Raw genomic sequence first — 12,107 nt, 5'->3', positions numbered from 1 at the left:
AATGACCAGCGTCCATGCCGTCCATCCGAATGCGCTGGGGGATGAACCTTCGCATGCCATCCCCTTCCGCGAAGCAGTGCGGGTCTGGGCGCGAGTCGCTGCATTGAGTTTTGGTGGCCCGGCCGGCCAGATCGCGGTAATGCATCGCATCCTCGTTGAGGAGAAGCGCTGGATCGGCGAGACGCGGTTCCTGCATGCGCTGAACTACTGCATGCTCCTGCCAGGACCGGAGGCCCAGCAGCTCGCCGTCTACATCGGGTGGCTCCTGCATAAAACCCGAGGCGGGCTCGTGGCCGGCACGCTGTTCGTACTGCCGGGCGTCCTCGCCATCATGGCGCTGAGCTGGATCTATGCGATTTTAGGCAATGTCGGCGCGGTGCAGGCGCTTTTCTTCGGTCTGAAGGCCGCCGTCCTCGCCATCGTGCTCGAGGCGGTTATCCGGGTCGGCAAGCGAGCGCTCAAGAACAAGGTCATGATAGGCCTCGCCGCCGCCGCCTTTATCGGGCTCTTCCTGTTCCATCTCCCGTTCCCGCTCATTGTCCTGACGGCCGGAGTGATCGGGTACGTCGGCGGGCGGGCCGGGCTGACAGCGTTCATGGCGGGCAACGGCCATGGCAAGGTCGGCGGCAAGCAGGTCGCCGACGCGGAATCGGCGCTCGGCGAAGGCATTCCTGCCCATGCTCGCCCGCCGGTCAGCTGGTCGTTGAAGATCGGAGGTGTGTTTCTGGTGCTATGGCTGGCACCTGTCCTCGGCCTTTTCGTGCTGTTCGGGTCCGGCAATGTCTTCGCCGATATCGCGGTCTTTTTCTCGAAGATGGCGGTCGTGACCTTCGGAGGCGCCTACGCCGTCCTTGCTTACGTGGCGCAGCAGGCTGTCGATACCTATGGGTGGCTGAAGCCTGGCGAGATGCTGGACGGCCTCGGCATGGCGGAGACGACGCCTGGCCCCTTGATCATGGTGACCCAGTTCGTCGGCTTCATGGGCGCGTTCCGGGCGCCGGGATCGCTTAATCCACTGCTCGCCGGAACGCTGGGCGGCCTGCTCACCACCTGGGTCACCTTCACGCCTTGCTTCCTGTGGATATTTGTTGGTGCGCCATTTGTGGAAACTCTGCGCAGCAACAAGGCCTTGTCCGCCGCGCTGGCGACCATCACGGCGGCCGTGGTGGGCGTGATCCTGAACCTGGCGGTGTGGTTCGCGCTTCACGTCCTGTTTGGAGCACTGCGCGAGGTCAAAGGGTTCGGCATGACATTCGATGTGCCCGTGCCCAGCTCCGTCAACATCGCGTCGCTCGTCCTGACATTGGGTGCGCTGCTAGCGGTGTTTCGCTTCAAGATCGGCATGCTCCCGGTGCTCGCCGGCTGTTCGATCCTCGGGCTGCTCTACGGGATGGCGACAGGAGCGATCTAAGCCGTGCAGCCAGCGCCGCTTACCAGGGGTAAGGAGGCATCGTTGACGTTACAGCGGCTCGTGCACGGCTTGCGCAAAGCTATTCCGAAGCGGCGCTTCAGGCTCCTTCCCGCCGGTGCTGAGCCGACTGCTGCGAACCTGCTGATATCAAGGGGACTGCGGGCGTTCGGTGACGGTCTGGTCAGCATCCTGCTTCCCGCCTATTTGGCCACGCTCGGCTTCGACGCCTTCGAGATCGGAACCCTGTCGACGGCGACGCTCGCCGGTTCAGCCGTCCTCACCCTGGCCGTTGGGATCGTCGCGCATCGCTTCTCCCGTCGTGCCCTGCTGACCGCAGCGGCTGTCCTGATGATAGCCACGGGGATCGTCTTCGCTGCAGTTCACGACTTCTGGCCGCTGCTTCTCATCGCATTCGTCGGCACGCTGAACCCATCTTCAGGGGACGTCAGCGTGTTTCTACCGCTCGAACATGCGCAGCTTGCTCAGAACGTCACCGACCGCGGCCGCACGGCGCTCTTTGCGCGGTACAGCCTCATCGGCTCCCTCGCCGGCGCCGTCGGGGCGCTGGCCGCCGGAGCGCCCGACTTTCTCCGCGACGCCATCGGTCTGGAAATGAAACAGGCCCTCCAGGCAGCTTTTCTACTTTATGCCTCGCTTGGGTTGGCGGCGGTGCTCCTCTATCGGCGGCTGCCGAGTGACGCGCCTGACGCAAACAGAGTGTCGGCACAGCCATTGCGCAGGTCTCGCTCCATCGTTCTAACGCTCGCCGCACTCTTCAGCCTCGATGCTTTCGCAGGCGGCTTCGTCGTCCAGTCGTTGTTGGCCCTCTGGCTCTTTCAACGGTTCGGCCTGTCGCTCGCCGCGACCGGCGCAATCTTTTTCTGGACGGGTGTCCTTTCGGCTGCGTCCTATTTGGTCGCTGTGCGAATTTCCCAGCAGATCGGACTCATAAACACGATGGTGTTTACGCACCTTCCGTCGAGCCTCTGTCTGGTGCTCATCCCGTTCATGCCGAGCGTCGCTCCGGCTATCGTTCTTCTGCTGATTAGAAGCGCGCTGTCGCAGATGGACGTGCCGACCCGCACATCGTACGTCATGGCCGTGGTGACGCCCGAAGAGCGGGCTGCCGCGGCGAGCATCACCGCCGTCCCGCGCAGCCTCGCGGCGGCCGCCAGTCCAGTCCTCGCAGGGGCTCTCCTTGCCGTCTCCAGCTTCGGCTGGCCCCTGATCATCGCCGGTGGGCTGAAAATTATCTACGACCTTCTGCTGCTCGCGACATTTCGCAGTGTTCGCCCTCCAGAGGAGCACGGGGGCGGGAGGAATGACATGTCAGTCGGCGATGATCGAACTGGCAACGACGCGCGGGTTTCCTGGTGGCGTTGAAGGCAGGACCACCAGCCGGACAAATTGCTTACGTCCGCCGGCAATAAGGATGTAGAGACGCGAGAACTCCTCCGTATCGCGATCTTCGGCAATCTTCTCGGCATCCGTACGGGTGAAGAAACTCTTCCGAAATGCCTCATGATCGATATCGGGAAATGCCAGCGTACACGTCTGCACCGGTTTGCCGCTCATCGTTGCCTTGGTGGTGCCGATGATGGTTCCTGCTGGCAATCCTTCCTCCGCTTCGGCCACCAGCCATGCCTCCACTGAGGTTGGATTAGCGATTGGCGCGAGTTCGGCGAAGCCTGCTTCGGCAATAAGTGTCCACCTGCGTTCGTGCGCGGTCTCTATCATGCGCTCGAAATTGGGACCCTCGGCCAGACAGGTACGGTGAAATTGTTCGACAGCCTGATCCGCATCACTGGCGGCCTGCGCCGGCGAGATCGTCAGACCCAAGATGGTCCCTGCCAACGCTAGAAATCGGAACATGTCTATCTCGCGTAGCTGATTGTGGACGAACCACTTATCCTGAACGGGCTACGACACTCGTTGTTCCGGACTGTCGGCGCCTGCATGGCTTGATGGAGGCGCGAAGCGCCTGCGCAGTTGATGCAATGTTCAGGCATCTGGCAACTGACGGAACCATGCCGCACTGGGTTTCGATGACGGACCCTGCTACAGACCCACTCACACCGCCGGGCGGGACCATTTGATCTCGTGCTGAGTTCCTGGAGACATCTCCCGGCGCTCGCCGAGGAACCTGCATGTCGTGCTCGCCGGCAACCAGCCCCGGTGGTTTTTCGGGCACTTGGCCTATGTCCCAGTCCACTGTGGAAACTTGTTAAAATCCCTTACGGCAAAGGTTTTCGAGGTCCGCTTTTGCCATTCCCTCGAAGCCCAGCGCGGGAAGAATATCATTATCTCCCTTAAGATCGCGACCGTAAGCCGCCGAGAATATGGCAATTCCAGATTCATGGAGAATCGCTGAATTTCCGCTGATCTTCCCCAACAAAACGGTCGGCAGCAGCCCGAACGGAACGTCCTCGAGAATATAGCGGCTTTCGATGGTTGACGGGCCGAAGCCGCCGCGGCTTTGGCGATCCATCTCCTGGTTCATTTCCGAAACGGTGGCCATGGGGACGTGAAACGACAATGAAAAATGCTCTTCAACTGTGCGCACGGCAATTCCAAAACGGGCGGCGATCGCCAATCGTTCCGCATCCAGAGCCTCGATAACGCGACCGACAGCCGGCGTGACATTTCCGGCCTGGCTCCATTGTTCTCCCTTCTCCATGCGTGTGAGATTGAGAAGAGCGATCCCGAGATGGTTCTGCGGATTGAGGTTGCTGAGCGCGATAGCAAGCATGCCGTCGCGCTTGACGAAACGATCGCCGAACAAGGTCGTGCAAAGCTCGAACCCTTGGTCCATCGCCTCGAAAGGCAGGGTCGCAACATCGAGCTTCTGGCGAACACTGGCGACATGGACTTCTGTCGGCCCGGACTGACGCCCTGTCACCAGCGTTGTGCCCCAGACGACGATCGGCAGACTAACCTTGCGTTGCGCCAACTGCCTGGAGAGATACAGCGCTCCGAAGGAACTGTGCGAGCTGATGATTACCGGCGTTCCCTCCCTCAGATAAGGAGCGGCAGCATCCATCACTTTCTTGTGCCCATTAGCCGGCATCGCGATCATCACAACGTCTGCAGTGGCAATAGCCTCTTTACAATCCTTGGCGATACGCACCGAGACCGTTACCTCGACAGCACCCGTGGCCGTTAGCGATTCGCCGGTGGCCAGCGCCTTGGTGCGCTCTCCCGACGGCGACCAAAGCATTGGATCGTGCCCCGCCTCCGCCAGGTAGGCAGCAAGGCCGTAAGCAATTGCGCCGGCCCCCAGAATACTCACGCGCATAGGATTTCTCCTGTTCCAGTCCTAATGGATCGCAGCGCGGCGAACGCCATTGCATGCACAGCCAACAGGCAGGCACAGCTCGATCCAAACCCATCGCTTCCTAGAGCCTGGCTACCCATGAAATCGTCATCCACGGGGTTCAGCTGGAACGCGTTCGAGCCACATGGCCGAGACGGCCGACGACGCTCTGTGGGCTTGCGAATTATTCCGACCGTACGGCGAATCACGCGCCTCCGGCCATATTTCATTTCCGCCTTGACATATATCAAATCTGCATGAGACGATCTTACTCATACACAATGCGCATGCAGGCGTAAATGGAAACACGAGATCTCCAGGCCTTTCTTGCCGTTGCCGCCAACGGCAGCATCACCAAGGCTGCCGAGATGCTCGGCTGTTCCCAGCCTTCGGTGACACGCACCATTCAGGACCTCGAGGCGGAGCTCGGCTTCGAATTGCTGCACCGTGTCGGTCGCCGGGTGCAGCTATCTGAAGAGGGTGTAGCTTTCGAAGAGGAGGCGCGGCGACTGCTGATGTCCTTCACCGAGCTTGCCGCGCGGGCCAAGATGATCGCCGCCGGCCGGGGTCGGATCCTGCAGATCGTCACAACCTCTGCGATCGGCACTGGCCTAATTCCGACGGCCATGGCCGAGCTCAAGGGTATCGAGCTTCCGCACGAGACACATCTCGGACAGTTTCTTCCTTCCACCGTCGCCCAGGAAGTACGCAGCGGTCGTGCCGAGATCGGCTTTTCAAGCCTGCCGCTCGATACGCCCGGTCTGGATGTCCTGCGGCTCTATTCGGCGCCCGATGTTGCTGCCGTGCGGGAGGATGATCCGCTGGCAGAACTTGGTGTCATACCGCTTTCGGCCTTTGCCGGCCGTCGCGTCGCTACGTTGCTCAACCCGCTGCGTTTCCAACTGCACGTCTCCAAGGCATTGGCCGCCAGGGGCATCGACACCGGGCCAGTGATCCGGACGAATACTGCCTATGGCGCGTTGCAGCTCGTGCGCCGGACCGGCGTTGCCGCTGTCATTGATCCCCTCACCGCCTATGGCGTGGCCTTGCCTGGGGTCGCCATCCGCCCGATTGACGCGACCGTTCTCTTTTATTGGGGGGTTGTGGCTGCCGAAAAACGTCCCCTTCGTCCAGTCGCGCAGGCGTTGATGGATGCGGTCGAGGCGGTGGCTGAACGGTCGATCGTCGGCTTCAAGAAGCTAGATCCGACCCTCGCTGGCCAATTGGTGAGCGATCCTGCATCCGGCACAAATCACGGAACGGGAATATGAAGCATACCCCCGCCGCGCCAACGCCGACAGGTCTTGCTGCGCTCGAAGCACAGCTCGCGCAAGATCTCGACTTTCTCGAACTGCCCGCCAAGCCATGGGTTCCCAAGCGCACGCACGATGGCGCCCCAGTCCGTGACGTCGTAGTGATCGGCGCCGGCATGTGCGGACTTGCTGCCACGGCAAAGCTTGTGCTGACCGGGATAACCAATGTCGTTGCCTACGATGCGGCTCCGGCCGGGCTCGAAGGACCATGGGTAACGTTTGCGCGTATGCAGACGCTGCGCTCGCCGAAGACCCTCCACGGTCCGTCGCTCGGGCTGCCGCAGCTCACGTTCCGCGCCTGGTTTACGGCACAATGGGGACCTGAGGCCTGGCAGTCGCTGGACAAAATCCCCAAGGGCCAGTGGATGGACTACCTGGTCTGGTACCGGAAGGTTCTTGGTCTGCCGGTGCGCAACAGTGTACGCATGACCGGCGTCGCAGCCGTTGGTGATCTGATTGCAATCGATATCGAGGGCGCGGAAGCCGGCCGGGTTCTCACCCGTCGCCTCGTTCTGGCCACCGGTCGGTCCGGTCTCGGCGGTTTTGCCGTGCCCGATTTCCTCAGGGGCATCGATCGCGCCTATTGGGCCCATTCTGCCGGCGACATCGATTTCGACGCGCTGAAAGGTAAGCGTGTAGCGGTTATCGGCGCTGGTGCCTCGTCCATGGACAATGCCGCAACGGCACTCGAAGCGGGTGCCGGCTCTGTCGACATGTTAATCCGGCGCAAGGAAATGCCGCGCATCAACAAGCTGACCGGCATAGGTAGCCAGGGTGTCGTCCTCGGCATCTACCACCTGCCCGATGCCTGGAAGTGGAAATTCTTCGACTATACCGCCTCGACCCAGACACCGCCGCCGCGTTCATCGACGCTTCGCGTGTCTCGCCACTCGAATGCCCGGTTCTTTCTCGACTGCGGCATAGTTGCGGTGAAGGAAGATGCGGGAGGCCTTCTGGTCGAAACCACACAAGGGCCGATGCGATACGACTTCCTGATCGCGGCAACCGGCTTCTCAAATGACTTCAGCGGCCGCCCGGAATTTGCGGCGATCGCCCCACATATCCGCACCTGGTCGGATGGCCGATATAGGCCGGATATGGGGCCGGCTCGTGCAGGCATGTCGGACGCGCCGGATCTCGGTCCGGCCTTCGAGTTTCGCGAACGCGTCCCCGGCTCCTGCCCGATGCTGGCGCATATCCACTGCTTCAACGACGCCGCGATGCTGACCCATGGCAAGGTCTCCGGCGACATCCCGGCCGTCAGCGCCGGGGCCGACCGTCTCGTCCGCGGCATTGCCGCATCGCTGTTTGCCGAAGATGTCGAAACCCACTTCGCCAATCTGATCGCCTACGACACGCCCGAGCTTCTGGGCGACGAATGGGTCGATTCAACACCCTTGCTGCATAAGGAGGCCGCGCTGTGATCGACGCAATGGACAAGGCCGCCGGTATTTCGCCGAACGATGCACTTTTCGCTGCGCGGCGGTTTCGGCCCGAATTTGTGCAAGGGGCGGAGGAATGTCGCCTCTCCGTCCTGCAGCCGGCAAACGATCAGGGGCTGGCGCCGAATTTGAGGGTTGCTCTGGCCCGTCGCATGGCCGCTCTGAATGCCGATCCCGTCCTGATGGCCGAATATGATGTGCAACTGGCCCAACTTGGTCCGACAGAGCAGCTCAGAGCATTGGCTCGGGGCGAAACGGATCTCGATGAGCCATTGGCGACCATCGCCCGTCACGTCGACCTGATCACGCTGATGCCGAAAAAGGCGGAAGCGAGCCATATCGCCCTCCTCGCCAAGGCCGGATTGAACAATCCTCAAATCGTCGCGCTCTCCGAACTGATTGCCTTTGTGAACTTCCAGACACGGGTGGCGGCCGGCTTGCGCCTGATGAGGTCGATATGATTTCCTCGGTTCGCCTGAAGCCATTGAATTGGCACCCGTACATCGCGCCGGTCGAGCTCTCCGGGGCGACGCCGGAACAGCTTGAAGCGATGAAGGTTACGCCATCGGCCAAGAAAGTTTCGGAATATGTGCGCACCCTTGTGCATGACCCAGAGAGCTATCTTGCCCGCACGATTCTGTTCAACGCGATCATGTATGTCGAAGGCGGGCTTGCCCGTCCCGACCGCGAACTTGGCGCATTGGGTGCCTCGATCGTCAATGGCTGCAAATTCTGCGCCGTTGTTCACGCCCGCCGCCATGCAGAGCTGACCAAGAGCGATGATGTGGTCACCGCGCTTTATCTCGACAAACCCGAGGCGCTCGGGCCGCGCGATGCGGCAATCTACAGCTTTGCCCGCCGTCTGTCGGCGGCGCCGTCGGAAGCAACGGTAGACGACATCGCCTCGCTGCGTGCCGTCGGCATGAATGATGCCGAGATCATCGACCTTGTCCACGCCATAGCGATCTTCGGCTGGGCAAACAGGCTGATGCACGTTCTCGGCCACGCGGAGAGCGGATGATGACGTCGCATACGGTCAAAGCAGTCCGTCCCACTCTGAAGGACCAACCAGAAATGCTTGAACTCAAAGATGTAAAGCTGTCTTACGGAAGCACGCAGGTCCTGAACGGCGTCAATCTCTCGGTAAAGCGGGGTGACGTGGTGTCGATCATCGGCCCCAGCGGCACCGGCAAGACCACGCTGCTGAAATGCATCAACTACCTGGCCAAGCCGTCGTCAGGAACCATCGCGTTCGACCAGATTCGGATGGACTACCAGCGCGCCGACAAGACCGCTGTCCAGGCGATCCGGCTTCGCACAGCGATGGTCTTTCAGCAGTTCAATGTCTTCAAGAACATGACCGTCCTCCAGAACGTGATGGATCCGCTGGTCGTCGTGCAGCGCAAGTCAACGGACGAGGCGCGTGAAATCGCGCTGCGAGAGCTTGACCGGGTCGGTCTCTCAGCGAAGCGGGACAGCTATCCGTCCCAGCTGTCGGGCGGCCAGCTCCAGCGCACCGGCATCGCGCGTGCGCTGGCGGTTCGTCCCAACGTGATGCTCTTCGATGAGCCTACGTCATCGCTGGATCCTGAACTCGTCGGTGAAGTTCTGAAGGTGATCAAGGATGTCACGTCGTCAGGGATCACTTCGCTGCTCGTGACCCACGAGATGCAATTCGCAAAGAACATCTCGAACCGGATCGTCTTCATGGATCGTGGCGTGGTTGCCGCCGATGGCAGTCCAGCTGAGATCTTCGATGCACCATCCAGCCCACGACTTGCTCAATTCCTGCAGTCAGAACTCGCTTTTCAATAGCTCAACAAGAAGGGAACCTAAGAAATGTCTGCAATCACATCCAGTTTTTCCCGTCGCGCTGCCCTGGCTGTTGCCGGCGGCATCGCAATTGCTCTTGCAACCGCGGGGATCAGCAATGGTCAGACCGTTCGCACGATCAAGATCGCGACGTCTGCCGAATCCAAGCCGCTGGCATGGGGTGCGATCGGCGTAGAGCCGCAAGGCTATGAACCCGATCTTCTGAGAGCGATCAACGCAAAGCTGCCGCAGTATAAGTTCGAAATGGAAGGTGTTTCGGATATCGCGCAGGAAACCGGCCTCGCCACGGGCAAGTACGACATCGCCGTCGGTGGCTACTACAAATCCCCTGAGCGCGCCAAGCAGTTCTTCATTCCGGAAAACCCCATGGGCGCCAGCCTGATGAAGATCTACAGCAAAAAAGGCAGCGGCATCAAGGAAATGAAGGACCTGGTCGGCAAGAGGATCGTTCCGACCACGGCCGGCGGCGGCACCTACAAGTTCATCATGAACTGGCAAAAAGAAAATCCACAATACAAGCTTGATGTTACGGCATCGAGCGCCGGTATTCCCTATCCCAACCGACTGGACGAAGTTCAGAACGGCAAATTCGACGCGCTTGTTCTGCCTTCGAATCTCGGTGAGCAGACCGTCATCGAGGAAAAGAAGCTCGATATCGTGGCGTCCGATCCGGTCTTCAGCAACAACACCTACATGCTGATTCATAGGTCGGACGAAAACAAGGTTTTAGCCGACGATGTGAACAAGGTTCTCAAGGAATTAAAAGACGATGGCACGATCGAAAAGCTCTCGCAGAAATGGTTCGGCGAGGACATCGTCAAATACATGAAGTAACAGGACCTTTTCCCAACCATGTAGCGATAGCCAGCGGTAAGGCTGAATTGCAAGAAGGAGCGTTTCAAAGTGGATGTTTCTGCTATGATTCCCGAGTTGGTCTCGGCGTTGCCGCTGACTCTCGCCATCACCGTTACGGCCATGGTCGTCGGCTTTTGCTTGGCTCTCGTCGCGACAACACTCCGAGTTCAGAGGATACCGGTGATCAGTCACCTGACTGACCTCTACGTGTCCTATGCCCGGAGTGTTCCCGTCGTCCTGCAGTTATTCGTCGCGTTCTACGGGCTGCCCTTGTTGGTGATCCTGTTCGGCGCCGAGGATTTTATTTCTGCAACGATCGCTGCGATGGTGGGGCTGAGCCTCTATCATGGAGGGTATCTGTCGGAAGTCATGCGACCTGCATACCTGGCCGTCGATCGCGGCCAGCATGATGCGGCCGACAGTCTGGGATATACCTTCCGACAGAAGATCACCCGCGTCGTCGGCCCGCAAGCGGTGCACTTCGCTTTGCCGGGCTATGGGAACGCCATCATCTACCTGATCCATAACGTTGCGCTGGTCATGTACATCGGGGCGGCCGACGTGATGGCGACTGCGCATCTGATCATGGAGCGCGACTACAACCAGTTCCAGTTCGAAACCTACCTCGTCCTGGCGGTCATCTATTCGCTGATGTGCCTGGTCGCATGGCTCATCGTGCGCTTCTTCGAGCTTCGATCGCCGATGCAAGCGCCTGAGGCGACGACAACAACTCCGATCAAGAATGCGGCCGTCGCCAGCGTCTGACCTAAAGGGTATTAAACCATGTTCGATACCGATATTTTGCTCCAGGACACGCAGGAAATTTTGAGTGCCGTACCCATGACAATTGGAATGGCGCTCATGATCTTCGTCCTGTCGACGATCGTCGGCAGCATATTCGCGCTTATCGAATACAGACGGGTGCCGGTGCTGCGAGAGCTCATCATGACTTACAAGATTGTCTTCAAGGGCGTTCCGATGGTTATCGTGATTTTCCTCGCCTATTTCGGTCTGCCGCCCGCATTCCAGTTCCTGGTCTCATTGCTGGGGATCAACTTCAACGCCCACGAAACCCCCAATTGGGTCATCCTTGTAGTTGCGATTACCGGCTGTGTCGCCGCGTTCCAATCGGAGATTATCAAGGGAGCCCTGAATGCGTTCGACACCGGTCAGTCGGACGCAGCCCATTCGCTGGGCTATACGGGCGGCCAACTGTTCCGACGTATCCTATTTCCCCAGGTGGCCCTCACGGCAATTCCCGACCTCACAACCTCGATGATGGTCATCATGAAGGCGCTTTCTCTCGGATTCGCCATCGAGGTTGTCGACATCTTCGCCCAGTCCCAGTTGACCGCCGCGCTGAACTACTACTACCTCGAAGCCTTCGTGATTGCCGTCGTGATCTACATGGTGATTGCCTATATCGTCACCCAGATTGCCGACAGGCTGGAGCAGGCGCTGAGGGTGCGGACCTGACCGAAGCGTCGTCAGGACCCGCGCAGCAAGGGCGGAGGAACTCAAGGCTCAGTTGAGGCCTGCAAACAGCTGATGGGGCGAACTCGCAGCCAGACCTGCGGGCTCATGTAATCGACACCTCACCCTGGTGGTGCCACGGTCGACGGCTTGGCGACGATGAAGGCGAAGTGTCTAACAGCAGGCGCCGCATTATCGCAGATTGGTCAGATCCACTGGACGATTGTTGATGATCGCTTCCATGGAAAAGAAGCCTGACACCGTAGCCAGGTCGAAGTTCGTGATCAGTTTCTGGTAGAATGCATCGTAGCCGGACATGCCTTGTGTCACGACCTTGATCAGGTAGTCCCAATCTCCTCCGATCCGATTAGAAATCGATCACCTCCGGCAACCGTTCGACATGGGTACGGAACGCCTCACTCCACTCCTTGGAATGGTTCCGCCAGGGGCTGAAGAAAACGGCTGAC

At 59.8% G+C, this 12,107-nt stretch carries 12 protein-coding genes and 1 pseudogene; 10 read left to right on the top strand and 3 right to left on the bottom strand.

Going from position 1 to position 12,107, the window contains the following annotated elements; translation table 11 throughout:
* Position 1: 1 nt before the first annotated feature.
* Together chrA and NKI58_RS24625 are read left to right on the top strand one after the other, a co-directional pair.
* The gene (gene chrA, locus NKI58_RS24630) at positions 2 to 1,411 is read left to right on the top strand and encodes a chromate efflux transporter (protein ID WP_352718481.1); all 1,410 of its coding nucleotides are present in this window, start codon (positions 2 to 4) and stop codon (positions 1,409 to 1,411) included.
* Positions 1,412 to 1,492: 81 nt separating this feature from the next.
* The gene (locus tag NKI58_RS24625; protein ID WP_502895616.1) at positions 1,493 to 2,794 is read left to right on the top strand and encodes an MFS transporter; all 1,302 of its coding nucleotides are present in this window, start codon (positions 1,493 to 1,495) and stop codon (positions 2,792 to 2,794) included.
* On the opposite strand, the gene NKI58_RS24620 is transcribed toward NKI58_RS24625, so the two are convergent.
* Together NKI58_RS24620 and NKI58_RS24615 are read right to left on the bottom strand one after the other, a co-directional pair.
* On the bottom strand, positions 2,741 to 3,283 hold the full coding sequence (locus NKI58_RS24620; RefSeq protein ID WP_156937472.1) for a hypothetical protein: 543 nt from the start codon (positions 3,281 to 3,283) through the stop codon (positions 2,741 to 2,743). The two genes, NKI58_RS24625 and NKI58_RS24620, sit on opposite strands and share 54 nt — an antisense overlap.
* 352 nt (positions 3,284 to 3,635) lie before the next feature.
* A complete protein-coding gene (locus NKI58_RS24615; protein ID WP_352718485.1) occupies positions 3,636 to 4,706 on the bottom strand; it encodes an NAD/NADP octopine/nopaline dehydrogenase family protein in 1,071 nt (356 codons plus the stop codon).
* A 317-nt stretch (positions 4,707 to 5,023) separates the two neighbouring features.
* Between NKI58_RS24615 and NKI58_RS24610 the strand changes: the two genes are divergently transcribed.
* The 8 genes from NKI58_RS24610 to NKI58_RS24575 all read left to right on the top strand — a co-directional run bounded on the left by NKI58_RS24610 (position 5,024) and on the right by NKI58_RS24575 (position 11,643).
* Positions 5,024 to 5,995, top strand: a complete 972-nt coding sequence (locus tag NKI58_RS24610) for a LysR family transcriptional regulator (RefSeq protein WP_352718488.1) — start codon at positions 5,024 to 5,026, stop codon at positions 5,993 to 5,995.
* Positions 5,992 to 7,461: an NAD(P)-binding domain-containing protein gene (locus NKI58_RS24605; RefSeq protein WP_352718491.1), complete on the top strand. Its 1,470-nt coding sequence runs from the start codon at positions 5,992 to 5,994 to the stop codon at positions 7,459 to 7,461. Before NKI58_RS24610 ends, NKI58_RS24605 begins: the two co-directional genes overlap by 4 nt.
* A gap of 8 nt (positions 7,462 to 7,469) precedes the next feature.
* Entirely contained in the window at positions 7,470 to 7,940 is a 471-nt protein-coding gene (locus tag NKI58_RS24600) for a CMD domain-containing protein (protein ID WP_198023648.1), read from the top strand.
* On the top strand, positions 7,937 to 8,500 hold the full coding sequence (locus NKI58_RS24595; RefSeq protein ID WP_352590934.1) for a peroxidase-related enzyme: 564 nt from the start codon (positions 7,937 to 7,939) through the stop codon (positions 8,498 to 8,500). Before NKI58_RS24600 ends, NKI58_RS24595 begins: the two co-directional genes overlap by 4 nt.
* Before the next feature lie 53 nt (positions 8,501 to 8,553).
* Positions 8,554 to 9,294: an amino acid ABC transporter ATP-binding protein gene (locus NKI58_RS24590; RefSeq protein ID WP_031212966.1), complete on the top strand. Its 741-nt coding sequence runs from the start codon at positions 8,554 to 8,556 to the stop codon at positions 9,292 to 9,294.
* A gap of 24 nt (positions 9,295 to 9,318) precedes the next feature.
* Positions 9,319 to 10,146: a transporter substrate-binding domain-containing protein gene (locus NKI58_RS24585; RefSeq protein WP_352484295.1), complete on the top strand. Its 828-nt coding sequence runs from the start codon at positions 9,319 to 9,321 to the stop codon at positions 10,144 to 10,146.
* 69 nt (positions 10,147 to 10,215) lie between these two features.
* Positions 10,216 to 10,932 carry an amino acid ABC transporter permease gene (locus tag NKI58_RS24580; protein ID WP_352718497.1) on the top strand — a complete coding sequence of 239 codons (717 nt, stop codon included), beginning with the start codon at positions 10,216 to 10,218 and terminating at the stop codon, positions 10,930 to 10,932.
* Positions 10,933 to 10,950: 18 nt separating this feature from the next.
* Entirely contained in the window at positions 10,951 to 11,643 is a 693-nt protein-coding gene (locus NKI58_RS24575) for an amino acid ABC transporter permease (RefSeq protein WP_023680150.1), read from the top strand.
* 189 nt (positions 11,644 to 11,832) lie between these two features.
* Here NKI58_RS24575 and NKI58_RS24570 read toward each other — a convergent pair.
* Positions 11,833 to 12,082, bottom strand: a pseudogene (locus NKI58_RS24570) (Lrp/AsnC ligand binding domain-containing protein); the annotation flags it as partial.
* Positions 12,083 to 12,107 lie beyond the last annotated feature (25 nt).

The organism is Mesorhizobium sp. M0522, from assembly GCF_040321085.1.
Taxonomy (GTDB): domain Bacteria; phylum Pseudomonadota; class Alphaproteobacteria; order Rhizobiales; family Rhizobiaceae; genus Mesorhizobium.
This window is presented reverse-complemented; position numbering and strand designations above follow the sequence as displayed.